Annotated in this window: 16 protein-coding genes; 1 reads left to right on the top strand and 15 read right to left on the bottom strand. The window is 38.0% G+C overall.

Annotated elements, in window-relative coordinates:
* Positions 1 to 9: 9 nt before the first annotated feature.
* The 13 genes from murD to NSS81_RS20595 all read right to left on the bottom strand — a co-directional run bounded on the left by murD (position 10) and on the right by NSS81_RS20595 (position 15,432).
* A complete protein-coding gene (gene murD / locus NSS81_RS20655; protein WP_342430511.1) occupies positions 10 to 1,362 on the bottom strand; it encodes a UDP-N-acetylmuramoyl-L-alanine--D-glutamate ligase in 1,353 nt (450 codons plus the stop codon).
* Entirely contained in the window at positions 1,363 to 2,337 is a 975-nt protein-coding gene (gene mraY, locus NSS81_RS20650) for a phospho-N-acetylmuramoyl-pentapeptide-transferase (RefSeq protein WP_342430510.1), read from the bottom strand.
* A 1-nt stretch (position 2,338) separates the two neighbouring features.
* Positions 2,339 to 2,794 carry a hypothetical protein gene (locus NSS81_RS20645; RefSeq protein ID WP_342430509.1) on the bottom strand — a complete coding sequence of 152 codons (456 nt, stop codon included), beginning with the start codon at positions 2,792 to 2,794 and terminating at the stop codon, positions 2,339 to 2,341.
* Between the two features lie 2 nt (positions 2,795 to 2,796).
* Positions 2,797 to 4,257 (bottom strand): UDP-N-acetylmuramoyl-L-alanyl-D-glutamate--2,6-diaminopimelate ligase, encoded by a 1,461-nt coding sequence (locus NSS81_RS20640; RefSeq protein WP_342434094.1) that lies wholly within the window; start codon positions 4,255 to 4,257, stop codon positions 2,797 to 2,799.
* A gap of 194 nt (positions 4,258 to 4,451) precedes the next feature.
* The gene (locus NSS81_RS20635) at positions 4,452 to 6,371 is read right to left on the bottom strand and encodes a stage V sporulation protein D (RefSeq protein WP_342430508.1); all 1,920 of its coding nucleotides are present in this window, start codon (positions 6,369 to 6,371) and stop codon (positions 4,452 to 4,454) included.
* 94 nt (positions 6,372 to 6,465) lie between these two features.
* Positions 6,466 to 8,688 carry a penicillin-binding protein gene (locus tag NSS81_RS20630; protein ID WP_342430507.1) on the bottom strand — a complete coding sequence of 741 codons (2,223 nt, stop codon included), beginning with the start codon at positions 8,686 to 8,688 and terminating at the stop codon, positions 6,466 to 6,468.
* Positions 8,685 to 9,044: a cell division protein FtsL gene (gene ftsL, locus NSS81_RS20625; protein WP_342430506.1), complete on the bottom strand. Its 360-nt coding sequence runs from the start codon at positions 9,042 to 9,044 to the stop codon at positions 8,685 to 8,687. Before ftsL ends, NSS81_RS20630 begins: the two co-directional genes overlap by 4 nt.
* 29 nt (positions 9,045 to 9,073) lie before the next feature.
* Entirely contained in the window at positions 9,074 to 10,015 is a 942-nt protein-coding gene (gene rsmH, locus NSS81_RS20620) for a 16S rRNA (cytosine(1402)-N(4))-methyltransferase RsmH (RefSeq protein ID WP_342430505.1), read from the bottom strand.
* A gap of 64 nt (positions 10,016 to 10,079) precedes the next feature.
* Positions 10,080 to 10,511: a division/cell wall cluster transcriptional repressor MraZ gene (gene mraZ, locus NSS81_RS20615; protein ID WP_342430504.1), complete on the bottom strand. Its 432-nt coding sequence runs from the start codon at positions 10,509 to 10,511 to the stop codon at positions 10,080 to 10,082.
* A 152-nt stretch (positions 10,512 to 10,663) separates the two neighbouring features.
* Positions 10,664 to 12,298 (bottom strand): bacillithiol biosynthesis cysteine-adding enzyme BshC, encoded by a 1,635-nt coding sequence (gene bshC / locus NSS81_RS20610; RefSeq protein ID WP_342430503.1) that lies wholly within the window; start codon positions 12,296 to 12,298, stop codon positions 10,664 to 10,666.
* 79 nt (positions 12,299 to 12,377) lie between these two features.
* The gene (locus NSS81_RS20605) at positions 12,378 to 12,770 is read right to left on the bottom strand and encodes a DUF3397 domain-containing protein (RefSeq protein ID WP_342430502.1); all 393 of its coding nucleotides are present in this window, start codon (positions 12,768 to 12,770) and stop codon (positions 12,378 to 12,380) included.
* Positions 12,767 to 13,666 carry a 2-dehydropantoate 2-reductase gene (locus NSS81_RS20600; RefSeq protein ID WP_342430501.1) on the bottom strand — a complete coding sequence of 300 codons (900 nt, stop codon included), beginning with the start codon at positions 13,664 to 13,666 and terminating at the stop codon, positions 12,767 to 12,769. The genes NSS81_RS20605 and NSS81_RS20600 overlap by 4 nt, the downstream gene beginning before the upstream one ends.
* A 224-nt stretch (positions 13,667 to 13,890) precedes the next feature.
* Positions 13,891 to 15,432 (bottom strand): acyl-CoA carboxylase subunit beta, encoded by a 1,542-nt coding sequence (locus NSS81_RS20595; RefSeq protein WP_342430500.1) that lies wholly within the window; start codon positions 15,430 to 15,432, stop codon positions 13,891 to 13,893.
* A gap of 324 nt (positions 15,433 to 15,756) precedes the next feature.
* Here NSS81_RS20595 and NSS81_RS20590 point away from each other — a divergent pair, with 324 nt between their 5' ends.
* Positions 15,757 to 16,230 (top strand): N-acetyltransferase, encoded by a 474-nt coding sequence (locus tag NSS81_RS20590; RefSeq protein ID WP_342430499.1) that lies wholly within the window; start codon positions 15,757 to 15,759, stop codon positions 16,228 to 16,230.
* Positions 16,231 to 16,257: 27 nt separating this feature from the next.
* On the opposite strand, the gene NSS81_RS20585 is transcribed toward NSS81_RS20590, so the two are convergent.
* Together NSS81_RS20585 and NSS81_RS20580 are read right to left on the bottom strand one after the other, a co-directional pair.
* Positions 16,258 to 16,878 carry an RsfA family transcriptional regulator gene (locus NSS81_RS20585; protein WP_342430498.1) on the bottom strand — a complete coding sequence of 207 codons (621 nt, stop codon included), beginning with the start codon at positions 16,876 to 16,878 and terminating at the stop codon, positions 16,258 to 16,260.
* A gap of 80 nt (positions 16,879 to 16,958) precedes the next feature.
* On the bottom strand, positions 16,959 to 17,723 hold the full coding sequence (locus NSS81_RS20580; RefSeq protein WP_342430497.1) for an enoyl-CoA hydratase/isomerase family protein: 765 nt from the start codon (positions 17,721 to 17,723) through the stop codon (positions 16,959 to 16,961).
* Positions 17,724 to 17,783: the final 60 nt, after the last annotated feature.

The raw sequence follows: 17,783 nt of genomic DNA, 5'->3' as shown, positions 1-17,783 counted from the left end.
TACAAGCCCTTATTTAAGCTTATGCACCGCTTCGATAAAAATGTCTCCCCTGACTTCAAAAGTTTTATATTGATCCCAGCTGGCACAGGCAGGAGATAACAAAATAACGTCGCCTGATTCAGAATATCGATAAGCTTCAGGCACAGCCTTTTCAACATTATCGACATGCTTGATCTGTTTTATTCCAGCAATTTGCGCCACACGTTCAATTTTTGCTGCTGTTTGGCCAAAGGTGATGACTGCTTTCACATTTTTCAAATAGGGTATCAACTCATCAAATTCATTTCCACGGTCAAGTCCTCCTGCTAAGAGAACCACCGGGTTTTTAAATGCCTGTAACGCAGGTATAGTTGCCAACATATTTGTCGCTTTTGAATCGTTGTAAAATTTTCTTCCAGCAATTTCATCCACATATTGGAGGCGATGTTTAACACCAGTGAACCTTTGGAGAACTGCCTGAATTGCCTCATTCCCCACTCCAGTAAGCTTTGCTGCTGCCATAGCAGATAAAATATTTTCAAGATTATGTACACCTGGCAAGGCAATTTCACTGACTGCCATTACTTTCTCACCATTAAAACAAATCCAATCTTCCAAAATATAAGCCCCCTTAGAAAGGACTCTTCTTGTTGAAAAGGGAACGATAGCAGCCTTTGATTGTTTCGCTATGCTCATCACTTCATCCTGTTCAGCGTTGACGATGAGATAATCTGCTTCTGACTGGTTTTTTGTGATATTTGCTTTTGCAGTTACGTACTCTGTTCTTGTACCATGATAATCCAGATGGGCATCATAAAGGTTAGTAATTATGGCGATTTTCGGGCAAAAGGCATCAATCCCCATTAATTGGAAGGAGGATAATTCAATGACAATATTATTTTCCTCCTTTGCCTCTTGTGCTACACCAGAAGCCACTGTACCGATATTTCCAGCGATTAGCGGGTGTTTATTTCCTTCCTTCAACATTTCAAAAATCAATGTTGTCGTCGTTGTTTTTCCGTTTGTTCCAGTAATTCCAATGAATGGAGCCTCCGATATTTGGTAGGCTAATTCCACTTCAGTAAGAATAGGAATACCTTTTTCGATAGCCCCTTCAATCATTGGATTTTGGTAAGGAATTCCAGGGTTTTTTACGATTAACTCAAAACCTTCATCAAGAAGCTCTATTGGATGATCACCACAAATGACCTTAATGCCTTGTTCTAATAGTCCTTGCGCTTCTGGATTTTCCGATAGCGGCTTTTTATCATTAACTGTGACAAAGGCACCTAGCTTGTGTAAGAGCGCTGCAGCAGTTACCCCGCTCTTTGCAAGACCAAGTACTAAAATTTTTTTATGATGATACGTTTCAATCTGCTTCAATTATAACCACACCTCAATATAGATACCTAGTATCGCTAATATTAATCCTACACTCCAAAAGGTGACAACTACTCGCCATTCTGACCAGCCCACTAATTCATAGTGATGATGTAATGGACTCATCCTAAATATACGCCTGCCTGTTGTTTTAAAAGAAAAAACCTGGAGAATGACCGATAAGGTTTCAATCACAAATACTCCACCAATAATTAAAAGTAATATCTCAAGTTTTGTTAAGATGGCAATCGCCGCAATGGCCCCCCCAAGTGCAAGTGAGCCCGTGTCACCCATGAACACCTTTGCTGGGTGTGCATTAAATACTAAGAAGCCCAAGACAGCACCAGCAACAGCTACAGAAAAGATAGCAATTTCCACCTGTGATTGATTCCAGGCAAGTACAGCAAAAGCCCCAAAGGCAATAGCAGCTGTTCCGGAAAGTAATCCATCAAGTCCGTCCGTTAAGTTAACAGCATTCGAAAATCCAACTAGCCAAAAAATAATAAAAAATACATATCCCCAGCCTAAGTCAAAAGAAAAATCACTAAACGGAAGGCTAATTACTGTAGAAAAGTCATTTTGCTTATAAATAAAATAAAAAATAACCGAAATAATTATTTGTCCCAATAGCTTTTGTTTTGAAGTCAATCCTAAATTCCGCTTTAAAACAACTTTGATAAAGTCGTCTAGGAATCCTAAAAGACCAAAACCAAAGGTAACAATGACGAGTAAATACGTTTTTACTGTCGGCTCTGAAAACTTTCCAGTCATCACAAGAGTAGTTATAATGATTGAAAATAAAATCATTATTCCGCCCATTGTCGGTGTCCCTGTTTTGACTAGGTGTGATTTAGGACCTTCTTCCCTAATGCTTTGTCCAAATTTCAACCTTTTTAAGAAGGGAATGAAAATTGGCGAGAGCAATACTGTAATGAGGAAACCCATTAAAATTGTGAAAAAAATAGCTTGCTCCAGCATTTTATCCCCTCCTTTCTGTATCATTGGTTTCAATTTTATTAGTTAGTTTTTCTATCATTCCGCTACTATCTATTGTTTCTTGATTATCGGTAAAAAGTTCATTATTTGTTAATAAAAAGTTTGTCATATTCATTTTTTCAGTTTGATCTCCATCTATTTTTTCAATGTATTTTTTTAATATCTCCCGAACGGCTCCCATGGTGTCATTTGTAAAAAAAACAGGAAATTGAGTCGGGGTATAACGCGGCAGCTTTCTTTTATTATCCCAGACTGCAGCTATTGCCCCATTAGCAATAGCTTCCATTAATTCTCCTGCGTCGTCATTCATTGCAATGAATAATCCTTTTGGCTGCCTGATATTGGCCTGATCACACACAGTGCAGTAAAAGTGATCCGTTTCTTGTACACCCTTCCTGTCAGCAAATAAATCTGCTACATCTTTAAAAGCTAAGTACATCCTTATCTCTCCTCAATTGCTTCCCTAGCCGCCACCCGGTCATCAAAATCATAAACCTTATTGCCGATAATTTGGTATGTTTCGTGACCTTTTCCGGCAATCAAAACAATATCCCCTTTTGATGCCTGTTTAATGGCAGTAACAATCGCTTCTTTTCTGTCAAGTATCTTACTATATTTTTCTCCTCGTACACCCGCTTCCATTTCGTTCAAAATAGCTAAGGGATCTTCACTTCTCGGATTATCCGAAGTAAAAATAGGATCAGTAGCATAACGACAGGCTATCTTCGCCATCAATGGACGTTTCGTTCGATCACGGTCTCCACCGCAGCCAATAATGACAAAAATCCTATTTGCTGCAAGCTGCTGTATGGTTTTCAATACATTTTCAAGACTATCCGGTGTATGAGCATAATCAACAATAACCATGAAATCCTGTCCAGCATTTACAAGTTCGAATCTTCCTGCTACGCCTTTATTGTCCTCAATTGAATCGATAATTCTATTTATTGGAATATTTGATACGTATGCTGCAGCCATGCTAGCTAAGACATTATAGACGCTAAACCTACCTACAAGTTGTAAGTTAATTGGGTATTTTTCATTTTTTAGCATCAAATCGAAACTAGTCCCTGCTGAGGTGATTTGAATATTTTTAGCAAGGAAATCTGCTGGATTGTCAATTCCATATGTAATTATATGTGCTGCAGTTGATTTTTCATAGACTAAAGAGACAGGATCATCGATATTTAATATCGCAAATTTAGGCTCTTTTTCATTAAATGTATTTCCGAGCTGCGCAAACAACAAGCTTTTGGCATGAAGATACTCAGCCATTGTTTGATGGTAATCAAGATGATCCTGAGAGAGATTAGTGAATACCGCAACATTATAGTCGCATCCGTGGACCCTCCCGATATCAAGCGCATGTGAGGATACCTCCATAACTGCCACTTCTACACCAGCATCAACCATTTCATGAAGGCCATTTTGAAGAACTAGGCTTTCTGGTGTGGTATTTTTCGTTTCTACTATTTTTTCAGCGATTTTTGTATACATCGTTCCAAAAAGACCCGTTTTTCTATTAGCATCCGCAAAAATCTTTTCAATTAAATGACTGATGGTCGTCTTCCCATTTGTCCCTGTTATTCCAATTAAGTGCAGTTTTTTTGAAGGCTGGTCATAAAAAGCATTTGCAATTACAGCCATTGCCCTTGTTGTATCTTTCACAACTATTACTGGCACATCAATTGGCATAGATCTCTCTGCCAGTATAGCAACTGCTCCTTTTTGAACAGCGGATTCTGCAAAATCATGACCATCTGCTGAATGTCCCTTAATACAAATAAATAAACTACCTTTTTGCACTCTTCGGTTATCATTTTCAACCGAAGTAATTTCAGGATTTTCTCCTATAAAAGGAGATAGGAGATGTAAATGTTCAATTAGCTTCTGCAGCTTCATGTTCTCAAATCCTTTCATGACTTTTACAAAAAACAAAAATTGACCGCAAAAGTCCTCTGCTGAAAGTTTCACTTTATTTTACATGAAACGATGTAATAATGCCATTTACAAATTGGCGGGGTTAATATAATCGCCAAAAAACGGACGGCGGAAAAACATTCCGACCGCCCTTCAACCACATAGTATACTAATGTTTATTCATCTTCACCGAAATAAAGTCTAATTTTCGAGCCTTCTTTTACTTTTGTTCCAGGTTCAGGTGATTGCCTTAGAACAACATCTCCCTTTCCGCTGGCATCAATCTGAAGATTAACCATTTGTTCTCGAATTTCATTTTTTGTCATCCCAACAAAGTCAGGCAGAGTAATTAACGGAACATCCGGCCATGTTAATTCTTTTTCAATCTGACCTTTCCTTGGCTTCACTCCCATTGAGCGCAAACTATCCTCGAGAATATTCCCTACGATTGGTGCTGATACGGTACTACCGAAGATAAGTCCCCCTTTTGGATTATCGACTGCAACATAAACAACAATTTGAGGATCATCTGCAGGTGCAAAGCCCATAAATGAAACAATATGGTTATTTTCTAAATATCTTCCGTTTTGAGCTTTTTGTGCTGTCCCCGTTTTCCCACCAATACGATAGGAATCAACGAAGGCCTTACCGCCTGAACCTTTGGCGACAACACTTTCCAGCGCATGGCGAATTTCTTTGGACGTTTCTTCAGAAATAACTCGCCGTTTTTCAACTGGAGTATTCCTCATGACCACTTCTTTGGTAACAGGGTCAATCAACTCTTCTGCAATATATGGCTTGTATAGTATCCCGCCGTTAATCGCAGCTGAAACGGCCGCAACTTGTTGGATGGGTGTAACTGAAACTCCCTGGCCAAAAGCAGTTGTTGCTAATTCAACCGGACCCACCCGGTTTAAGTTAAACAAAATACCTGTGCCTTCGCCCGCTAAATCAATTCCTGTTTTCTGCCCAAATCCAAAATCTTTTATATATTTAAATAAAGTGTCTTTGCCTAATCTTTGTCCCAATTCGACAAATCCAGGGTTACAGGAATTTTCAACAACCTCGAGGAAGGTTTGACTTCCATGCCCACCTCTTTTCCAGCATTTCAGCCTTGCGCCTGCAACCTCAACCGAACCGTGATCATGAAAATGCTCATTCTCCAGGTCTACTTTACCTTCTTCCAGTGCTGCAGCAAGCGTTATGATCTTAAAGGTCGATCCCGGCTCATAGCTTGACCAAACAGGTAAATTCCGATTGTACACCTCTTGTGAGACATTTCTAAAGTTTGCTGGGTCAAAGGTAGGACGGCTGGACATTCCTAATATTTTCCCATTATTCGGATCCATTGCAATCGCAATAATTCCGTCTGGATTATAAGCGGCCTCGGCAATATCTAACTCTCTTTCAATTACGGTTTGAATTTTTGTATCAACGGTAAGCTTCAAATCAAGACCATTTACGGGATGTTCATAATCATCTGCCATATCATTCATTCTTTCACCTTTGGCATTTGCATAAAACTTTACTGAGCCTCTTTCACCACTAAGCTCTTTATCATAATAAAGTTCTAAACCCATTAAGCCCTGGTTGTCTACGCCAGCAAATCCAAGAACATGTGAAAGGTAGCTTCCGAAAGGATAATGTCTTTTCGAGTCTTCTCCAATATATACCCCTTCAAGGCTTAAGGCTCTAATTTCTTTAGCTTTTTCATGTGAAATTTTTCTACCTTCTTTTATTCTGACGATAGATTCGCCTTGCGTAATCTGCCGGTAAGCATTTTCTTTGGGTATATTTAACACAGATGCAAGCTTTTCTGCGATAGTTGCAGGGTCTTTGACTTGTCTGGGTACAACATACACCGTTGGAGCACTAACATTTGTAGCTAACGCCACGCCATTCCGATCGACTATCTCGCCGCGTTCAGGTTCAAAAGGAATATTCCTGCTCCATGAACCCTTTGCTTGACCGGTCAGTTTATCCCCCAGAATGAACTGTACATATCCCAGCCGAACATCAATAATTAAAAATATAAGTAGTCCAATGAACATTGCAATAGTTAACCGTTTACGGACAGTTACATTTGAAACACGCATATAATGAACGAGCCTCCTTTATCTAGTCGTTCAAATATATGCTTGTACTACGGCGAATAGAACGTCTTCGTCCCACCTGTTAAAGCTATTCTTCCTAATCCCAGACCATTCCTTCAAGACTGTTTTCTGATTCTTTCGTATCCTTATCCTCGTTCTCGATTCTTAATTTTTCCTCAGGACTTTTTAAATCAATGATTAAGAAATCGCCCTTCTTTATTAAGGAACCAGCTTTAATATTTTGTTTCATCACATAACCGCTCCCGGTTGAATTTAGTTTTAAATCTGTAAGATTGGCAACCTTCATCACATCCCTAAGGGACCAGCCATACATTTCAGGAATTTTCATGTCCCCTTCTGTTTGGATAATAACCTTTTCGCCTTCAAGGATCATTGCCCCCTCCTTAGGCAGATGGTCTGACACTTTTAAGCCATCCCCAAGAACAACCGTTTCCAATCCCAAATTAGTTAAGGTGTTTTTTGTTTCTTCAACCGTTTGACCGATAAAATTTGCTAACTTCGTTTTCGATGCCTGCTCTTGCTCTGATGGTTGGATGTTTAAATACTGTAAACTGTTTTTCATCACGGGATTAAAAATTTCTGCTACAGGAATGGCTCCATCACCATAGTAATCGACGTTCGGCTGTTGAACCGCAATATAGACAATTAATTTTGGGTCATCCTTTGGCGCTATGCCTAAGAAAGAAAAGATATAATTATTTGGTCCTGTTAAGTAACCCTTGGGTCCTGGAATATTAGCCGTTCCGGTTTTTCCAGCGACGCTATACCCATCAATTTGATAGCGTGTGGCAGTACCGGTTTCTTCATTGCTGACAACCGTTTCGAGTATATCAAGAACTTCTTTTGCTGTCTTTTCCGAAATGGGTGTATTTACAACTTCTGGTGTTGTTTCATGTATAACTTCTTTTGTGTCGTGATTAACAATTTTACTTACCACATGAGGTTTCATCATTTTGCCGCCATTTGCAATGGCTGTTGCAGCCTGGACTTGTTGGATAGGAGTAATCGCAGTTCCTTGCCCAAATGCAGTGGTGATTTTTTCAATTGGGTAAGTATATTGAATTTTACTAGTCGTTTCATTTGGAAGATCAATACCAGTGGGGCGGTCCAATCCAAAGGCAGTCAAATATTCGCGAAACTTTTCAAATCCTAATTTCTCATTGGCAATCTTAGCAAAAGCAACATTCGACGAACGCTGAACACCCTCAAGGTAGGTAATTGGTCCCCATCCTCTAATATTATGATCATGAATGGCCTTGTCCTTGGCCGTAACTTTATATGAACCAGATTGGTATATGTCGTTCGCATTAAAAGCATTTTCCTCAATTGCAGCAGCAAGTGTAAATACTTTCATCGTAGAACCTGGTTCAAAAGATGTCTCGATCGCTTCATTATGCCAGCTTTCTTCGATTCCCACCTTTGTTTTTGGATGAAAAGAGGGTCTTTGACCCATTGCTAAAATTCCGCCTGTTTTCGGATCAGCTACAATAGCAATGATTTTCTTTGGTTTATAATCTAAATCCACCTTATTCATAGCATCTTCAAGGAAAGTTTGAATTTTTGAATCGAGAGTTAAATAGACATCATTCCCATTTTGTGCAGGGATAATTTTCTCCTCTCCATCAGCCAGCAAATAACCCCATAAATCACTATCATAATTAATTTTTCCATTTTTCCCTGTTAATTTTTCATTTAATTCTTGTTCAATTCCCATTTTTCCCACATAGCTTTTAACCGTAGTTTTTTCATCAACTCTGTCAGCATAACCTACTAAGTGAGAAGCAAATATTCCATTAGGATAAAACCTTTTAGAGTCACTAATAAAGGTAATTCCCGGAAGCTTTAAAGCTTCGATTTCCTGCTTCATTTCATGAGTAATATCTCTTCCAGCTTTCCCAAATTCAACTTGGAACTGATCTTTTGTTAAAATACTATAAATCTCCGACTCTTCCATCTCAATAAATTTTGCCAATTCCGCAGCAGTTTTTTTTGCATCTTTTACATGTCTAGGTTTTTTTGGATTTGTTGTCATTTTTTTATCTAAAATCGCTATTAGGGAATAGGCTGTCGCATCCTCTGCGATTACCTTAGCATTTCGATCAAAAATTATTCCTCTTGTTGCCTCAAGGATTCCTTCTCTGTTATATTTCTGCTCAGCTTTTGCGGCAAGCGGCTGTGCTCCGACCTCACCAGTGAATTGAATGGAAAAATACCGAAAGATTAATATAAAAAAGAGCAGGCTGAAGAATAAAAATAATCCAGCTGCTCCGAAATTCATATATGGCTGTTTTTTGTTCATTTCTCATGCACAACCTTGACGTTATTTTCGTTTAATACAAGTCCCATTTGCTTCGCCTTTTCCAAAATCCGTTCGTACTTACTAAGCTCACTTACTTGCACCTCTAAATCGCTGTTTACTCTTACCTGTTCATTAATCGATGCTTGTACTACCTGAATATCTTTATTTACCTGATAAATTTCTGCTTGATTCGAGATAAGCTGTACGGCACCAAAGCAAATAAATCCAGTAAATACCAAACCGATGATCTTCTCCCCAGGGGTAAGCCATTGCTTTTTGGTTTTTACAATACTCCGTTCTTGAATAGTTCTTTCTGCTTGCTGCTGTTGCTGGAATTCCCTGGCAAGATTACTCATTCTTTCCCCTCCAAGATTATATTATTAGATTATTTTTTATCGTTTTTTTCTGCAATCCTGAGCTTCGCAGAGCGCGCACGATTATTATGTTCTAATTCTTCTTCAGATGGAAGAATTGGTTTACGAGTGACTAACTTCAAAATTGGCTGATATTCATCTGGAATAATCGGTAAACCTGGTGGTAAGTCAGGCAGGTCACTTGCCTTTTTGAAAGTTACTTTACAAATCCGATCCTCTAATGAGTGGAAAGTGATGACACTTATTCTTCCACCTGGTTTAATTAGTTCGATTGCCTGCTGCAGGGATTTTTCAAACACTGCTAATTCATCATTAACAGCAATTCTTATTGCCTGAAATATTCTCTTAGCGGGATGTCCGCCTTTTCTTCTCGCAGGAGCCGGGATGCCTTCTTTAATCAGCTCTACCAATTCGAAGGTTGTTTCAATTGGCTTTAATTCTCTTGCTGCTTCAATCTTCCTCGCTATTTGTTTAGAGAATTTCTCCTCGCCATAGCGAAAAAAGGTCCGAACTAAATCCTCGTAGGACCAATGATTAATTACATCATAGGCTGAAAGTTGAGCTTCGTTATCCATACGCATGTCAAGCGGAGCGTCATGATGATAACTAAATCCCCTTTCTGGAGTGTCTAATTGTGGGGATGAAACACCAAGGTCATAAAGAATCCCATCTACTTGATCAATCCCTATATTTTCAAGTTCATCTCTAAGATATAAAAAATTACTCTTTATTATTTTTAGTCGTTCACCATAAATGGACAATTTTTCTCTAGCATTTGCAATAGCTACTTCGTCCTGATCAAAGGCATACAATTTTCCATTTTCCCCAAGCTTTGAAAGTATGAGGGAACTGTGTCCAGCCCCACCTAAGGTACAATCAACATAAATACCGTCAGGTTTTATCTTTAATCCATCGACGGCTTCTTCTAGTAATACAGTAGTATGTTCAAACATTATTAATCACCTTTTCCAATCGCACGATATACAATAGTATTATTATACAAACATAATTTATCCATTATATATCAAACCCAATCATATTTTCTGCGATTTCAGCAAAAGATTCTTCAGACTCTGAAAAATACTCTTCCCAAATCTGTTTGCTCCATATCTCGATTCGATTGGAAACACCCAAAATCACACATTCTTTTTCTAATTTTGCATACTGAAGCAGTGGTGCTGGGATATTAATTCTGCCTTGCTTATCCAGTTCGCTCTCTGTCGCTCCGGAGAAGAAGAATCTAGTAAATGCCCGGGCATCTTTCTTGGTAAGCGGTAAGGCTTTTAGCTTTTCTTCTATTAGCTCCCACTCGGATAATGGGTAACCGAACAAACATTGATCCAAACCGCGCGTAATAATAAACATGTCTCCAAGTTCATCGCGGAATTTCGAAGGCACAATCATCCGGCCTTTCATATCAATGCTATGATGGTATTCACCCATTAACATACCCGGTACCCCCACTTTCTATTTAAAATGTACCACAATCCCCCACTTTCCTCCACCTATTTTTTAATATTCTACCCATTTTAATAAAATCCTTTTTTATCCAGATGTTTTCAGCCAAAAAAAAGAAACTTCACTTAAAAAATGAAGTTTCTTTATATTTTTATTACTTTATGGCGGCCGTCAAAATCATAGCTAAGTTCCATTAGTCCTTTAATAAGGCTAAAACCATACAGATTTAAATAATAATAGAGATTCCACACTCGTTCTTGAGGAAAACCGTCCGGACGTAATGAATAATCAATACGGGCATACTTATTTAATACCACATCGTGCTTTAATTTAACGGTTTCTTCTAGCTTGGATTCCATAAATCCAATTTGCTTCAGCAGATAACTCTCGTTTTTCTTTAATAACGGGAGCAGACTTTGATTTAGCTCAATCGTCTTTGCTTCAATTTGCTGGTACTGTTTTAATAACTGGTCTTTGGCCACTGTAAATAGGTCAGTTACTTCCCGATCCTTAATTGATTCTAGAAATAGTTCCTTATCAACAGTTGTTCCCTTACTCAAAACAGTTGTCAGGTCCAAATGTAACTCATTAATATCCCTTTCCACCGCGCGGTCGAGGAATGTTATATTTAGTCTTGGTACTATAGGCGGCATTTTCAACTCAAAATGTTCAAAAACTTGCTTTAATTCAGCCCAATAGGAAATTTCACCTGGTCCTGCAATAAAGGCGACTGTCGGGAATAACCACTCTTGCATTAATGGCCTTGTTACCACATTATTGCTTAGTTTAGCTGGATCTTCGGTCGCAATTGCCACTAATTCTTCCTTTGTAAAGGAAACACCGCCGTTTTTTCCTATAAATCGATTATTTAAATCATCATACTCAAGCAGCACTCGTTCATTTGACCTTTTATTATAATAAAATAAGTTAGCCGCATGCTCATTTGATTCAATGGTGATTGGAAAGCCTTTTTTACTGATCATACTTTGCTGTTCAAGTAAATGATGGGTGATTGCAGCGTGATGCTCGATTTGTTTAGTAAAATACTCATTTTGCAGCAATCGGAATTTGCTGTTTCCTGAATCGACAATTAATAACCCATAGTCTTTAAATAGTTCCATAACAATGTTGGCAAAAAAATCAACATAGGTAGTTGAATTCAATAATTGTTCTTCCGAAAAAGCTAATAGCTCTGTTGTATGTGCTGTCTCACCGAAATTCTCTATTAAATCCTTCACCCAAGTTCGGCAGATATCTTTAGATAGGACTATATCCGAAACCATTTTCTTTTCCAGAACCCTTTCTGGGTAGGTCCATTTATCCACCTTTAACCCAGTAGGTATAAATACATGGTTTACCTCATGAAAATCATGGTCTTCCCCCGCAATCCAAAAAACAGGGATAACAGGTATACCGAGTTGTCTTTCTTTCTGTTCTGCTAATTTAATAATGGAAACAATCTTATGTATGGAATAAAGAGGACCAGTAAGAATTCCGGCCTGTTGCCCGCCGATTACAACCACACTATTCTCTTGTTTTAGTTTTGCAAGTGAGTTTTTCACTGCTTCTGATGACGGAAAACGTTCCATATAAGTCTCTATGTGTTCTGCTGCCTCTTTACGCGGAAACTGCCGATTACCTAATTCATCCACCCTTTTCTGATCTTCGGTTAAATCATTAAACCGATAGTGAAAAAACGGAAGAATTTCCGCGGATTGTTTCAGATAACTTGATGCAAACCGATTTGTTGCTGGTAAAGAGAGATTTAACATCTCCATTTATGTACTTCCTTTCTGCTTAACCATATTATTCTTTTAAGAGTATAGCATTAACAGCCATAATTAAAAAAATCTTTGCTTAAAAAAATGAAAACGTTATTGCACGGTGCAACAAACCATAAACGGTTAGGGAAATATATGCTAAAAAAAAGAATAGAAAATTACATCTCCAAAAGCCTTTAAACACCTTAAATAAGATAATTTCACCTTTGACCTTCCAGTGAACAACAACGAAAACCATTGCAATCAAAATCATTAATAATAAAATTAACCAGAAAAACGATTTGCCGATTATAGTAATAAGTAAGAAGTGAACAGCTATAATAAATAAAACAGTTGAGTAATCTAAGGCTTTATGAAATGATTTGCGAGAGTCATTTGTTATCATTTTATACAAAAAATAAATGATTATGAGTCCCAGGAAAGGCAGAGTAAAGAAAATAGTAATGATAGATGATAGTATCGAATTCATTCACTATCCCTCCAATTTTTTTCTTTCCCTTTTATAAAAAAATAATAGCTTTCAACTAATGGAGCTTTTTTTCCTTGTTCTTTAGCTTTCGCTATTAGGAATCCCAAAATCGCATCCACCTCGGTCTTTCTCCTTGCCTCTACATCTTTTAGCATAGAGGAATGATTATCTGCTGTTTTTTTACATATATTAATAATTTGTTTGAGCAGTTTATCAGGATTTTTTACATCTAAAATGAACGCGATCTCAGAAAATAGATTACTTAGAGCAGCAAAATAGAAAGGATTATCTACTAATTCACCGTTCTTTACATTAAGCAGTGCAGATAATGGATTAATCACCGCATTGACGATCAGCTTATTTACGAGAATCTCATAGTAATCATCCTTTAATGTAAATGGAAAATCGATGGGAGCTTTTTTTGCGAGATCACTTAGTTTAGCTGCCTCGCCTCTAAAAACAGCCACATTAATTCTTCCTTCACCATTATGACGGACGGTAAAAGCATTAACCTTATGGGCACCATGTTCAACAGAACCCACAAAGATATTTTTAGATTGGAGCGTATCCAACTGTTTTAAATGTCCCATTCCATTTTGTAAAAATAATAGGTCCTGCTGACTATCTGCCTCATTTAGTTTCCTTAGCAAAGAATCTAGTTGATATTGTTTGACCGCTACGATGGTTAAGTCTTCTGTCCCACTCCAGTCATTGAAAGGCCGTGCTAAAATATCAGCTTTCATCTGCTCTGTTCCTTTTAGGAGATGAAGACCATGATCATTAATTTCTTTTGCCTGTTCACTTGTTCTAGTATAAAGTGTCACGCTAAACACACTACTTAAGTTTGATGCAAATAATAATCCAATGGAACCAGCACCTATAATGCCAATTTTCATGATAACCCCTCATTTTACTTCTGCTTTTAATCATATTTTAGCAGAAGAATCTGCTAGTTTGTTAGTTTGTTGGTAAAAAGAATGGCTTTGTTAAAATGTCTGTTGATTGGAGCTCCAGGCACTTCGCTTTCCGCTCCAATCAACATTGTTATAAAATCACCAATGGCCTTTTTACAGAGCCAAAAAAGTCCCATTTCGATTTCTATCGAAACGGGACTTTTTACTCAAACGGGATAAACCGGGTGTTTGCGGGTACTGAAGGTTATTTCTTTGGTTTCGTAATAAGCAAATCGCTGAATTAACACATTTCTTAGTTCTGAAGGTGCAACAATATCATCAACAATTAAGTCTGATGCTAAGCGATAAATATCAATATGCTCTTTATACTCCTGTTGTTTCGCTTGCACAAAGGCCACTCGCTCTTTTGGATCTGCAATCTCATTGATTTTATTGGAATAAACCGCGTTCACAGCCGCTTCTGGTCCCATAACTGCAATTTGGGCACTTGGTAAGGCAATACAGCAATCTGGTTCAAATGCTGGTCCAGCCATCGCGTAAAGGCCGGCACCGTATGCTTTCCTAACAATAACTGATATTTTCGGTACCGTAGCAGAACTCATCGCGGCAATCAGCTTGGCACCATGGCGGATAATTCCTGCTCGTTCCACCTTCGTCCCAATCATAAACCCAGGAACATCAGCAAGGAACAATAGCGGCACATGAAACGCATCACATAGCTGTATAAATTTAGCTGCTTTATCCGCAGAATCTACGAATAATACACCACCCTTTACCTTTGGCTGGTTAGCGATAATACCGATAGCTCTGCCTTCGATCCTAGCAAATCCAGTAATTAATTCTGGAGCAAATAGCTTTTTAATTTCATAAAAGCTGTTTTCGTCAATTATTCTATTAATTGCTTCATACATATCAAATGGAGCATTTTGATTTACAGGGATAATTTTTTCTAATTCACGCCCTGTCGTTGGTGCTTTCCCCTCAACAAGCTTTGATTTTTCCTTGAAACTTGCGGGAAAATAACTGATATATTTTTTTGCTGATTCAATCGCTTCTTCTTCACTATAGGTAAGCACATCACCGCATCCGCTAACAGTACAATGCATCCTGGCTCCGCCCATTTCTTCAAGTGTCACTTTTTCACCGATTACCTTTTCGGCCATTCGCGGTGAACCTAGATACATAGAGGCATTTTGATCAACCATGATAACCACATCACAAAAAGCTGGAATATAGGCGCCGCCAGCAGCTGATGGTCCAAAGAGAATACATACCTGCGGAATCATTCCTGATAGTTTCACCTGGTTATAAAAAATCTTTCCTGCCCCACGGCGGTTTGGAAACATTTCTAATTGATCTGTAATTCTAGCGCCCGCAGAATCAACAAGGTAGAAAAGGGGTACTTTCAGTTTTTCTGCTACCTCTTGTATACGAATAATTTTTTCTACCGTCCTTGCTCCCCATGAGCCCGCTTTAATTGTTGAGTCATTTGCCATTACACAAACTGTTTGCCCATTGATCTTACCAATTGCAGTAACAACGCCATCGGCAGGCAAATCCCCAGCAAGAACATTTGCAAATTTCCCGTCTTCCTCATATATACCGTCATCAAACAATAAATTTAGGCGATCCCTACAAAAAAGTTTATTTTGTTCTTTAAGCTTTTCATGATATTTCGGGAGTCCACCCGCTTCGATTGTTTTCCTTTTTTCTTTTAACTGATCATTTACGGTGTTTACTTCTGCCACATTATTCACCCCACTCTGCTATTCTAGTACAATCAATAGGTCCACTAATTTCTCCCCTGTTGGCAAATAGAATTCTATGCACAATATTTCCCCTTTCATTTCCCTTTATGGCTCCATTTAAAGGATTCTATATGATTTGCTGAATTTCCTGCAAATGATGAAAACGTTATCTTAAAGTTTATTATTTAAAGAATTTTTTGTATCTTTGTTATATAATGAAATTAATTCATTTAGAATAATCCAATATTAGTTCCTCTCCATATTATTCAATGTTAAATGAATATATACAGACTAATGATGGAAATCATTTTAGGAGGCTGCCATATGAGATTGAAAGTTGAGAAATTAAAGGTGAATTTTAAAACACTAGAAGAATTTAAAAAGTTTAAAGAATATGGTATTCAAGAGTTGTCGATGCTTGAGGATCTAGAGGCAAATATGGTAGATAATGATAGTGAATCGCCTTTTTATGGGATTTATTTCGGGGACAAATTAGTAGCAAGGATGAGCCTCTATCAAATAGAAGCTAAATTTGACCGTTATTTCTATCCTCCACAAAGTTATTTAGAATTATGGAAACTTGAGGTTTTGCCTGAGTATCAAGGAAAAGGTTATGGTCGAACGCTTGTGGATTTTGCGAAAAGCTTCGGTATTCCAATAAAGACAAATCCGAGGGTAAAGTCTAGTACATTTTGGGAAAAAATGGAGTTTACTCCAGTTGATTATGAAATGGAGCGTGACCGCGGAGAGAATCCGCTTGTCTGGTACCCAAAAGGCGTAGAGGCCCAGCACCATTAAAAAAAGCGGACAATCGTCCGCTTTTTCCTATTTTTCAACTCTTTCAAGATTCCCGTTTTTATCCATTTGGAATTTCACTTTTTGCTGACGGTCTGTTTCTTGCAAAACAACCATCTTCCTCGCTCTTTCCATAATTTCAATTAAGGAACGATAGTCTTCTTCAATCGCCTTTAAATTTTTGATTAATCGTTCATTCTCTGCTGAAAGAGAATAGGTTTTCTTTTCTAAGATTTGAATTTTTTCATTGGACCTTTCCAGAGCCGTTTCCAAACCTAAAGAAGTTTCCGCTTTTTTATGGAGGCCTTCCAAGAACTGAATAACAGTCTGGTAGGAGATTGAATCACCATGAGATGAAAGTGTCACCGTTTCCTCTACTGGATATTTCTCTGTACGATCAACGTCTGTATTTTGGCTTTGCTTTTTTAATTCTTTTCGTTGCTTCTTTGCCAGTTCTATCCCTGATTTATATTGTTTCCTCACAAATGAATTCCATCGAAATCCACATGCCGCAGATGTTCTCGATAGCTGTTTTCCTACTTCCTCAAATGCCTGCAGCTGCGTTCCGCCTTCTCGAATATGTCTTAACACAACTTCTGCGAGTAATAAATCTTCGTCCTGGGACCATGCATCTTGGCGAGTTGGTGACATTCACTATCCCTCCTAGTGTTTTTATTCATACATATGCATCTACTAGAAAAGATAGAAGGCTAACAGTTTGTCTTTTATACTTAATTCTGTATTTTTTTATCATTAAATTTCTGGACATGTTCATGGTGCGCTTCACTTTCCCATAGGACAGAACAGTTCCTTACTTCCTTCTCTATTCTTTCACGGAGGTTTCCTTCCTCCCACTTCCTGATCAACATCATTTTATAGGATTCCAAAACACTCAAATCGACTGATAATAATTTTTCAAGAAATCTTTCACATGCTATAAGAGAATCCTCTTTGTAAAGTTTATCAATATATCCTATTTCTTTTAAGAATTCAGCTGTCTGTATTTCCGCCTCCATTAATAACTTCATACTATGTATGGAAGGCAGTTTTTCCGTTACGATTGTTCCGCCACCCCATCCTGTTGTAATTGCCTGTTTTCCCTGAACAAATCCCGCTTTTATTCCTTCTCTTGCTAATCTAAAATCACAGGCAGCTATTAATTCACAGCCGCCGCCAATAACGGTACCATTAATAAGGGCAATTGTTGGCTTTGGCAATGTTAGTAAGGAATAAAGAATCCCTGCCATCTTTGAAAGCATTGTATATGCTTCTTCTTTTGTCCTTAGTGCATGAAAAACCGATAAGTCTCCTCCAGAACAAAAAGCCCTGTCCCCTACACCTGTAATCACTAGTGCTTTAATATCGGGCTCCTTTGCTCGATCAATGGCATGGATTAACCCGGCCATGACGTCATAATTAATAGCATTTCTTTTTTCATTTCTTGTGATTGTAAATAATAAATAGCCCTTTTCCTGTCTTTCAATGGTATAAGACACCCCGATCACCCTTCCACTTAAAATTAAGTAATTATTATGTATATTCTTGATAATCCTATA

Source organism: Neobacillus sp. FSL H8-0543 (assembly GCF_038592905.1).
Taxonomy (GTDB): domain Bacteria; phylum Bacillota; class Bacilli; order Bacillales; family Cytobacillaceae; genus Neobacillus.
This window is presented reverse-complemented; position numbering and strand designations above follow the sequence as displayed.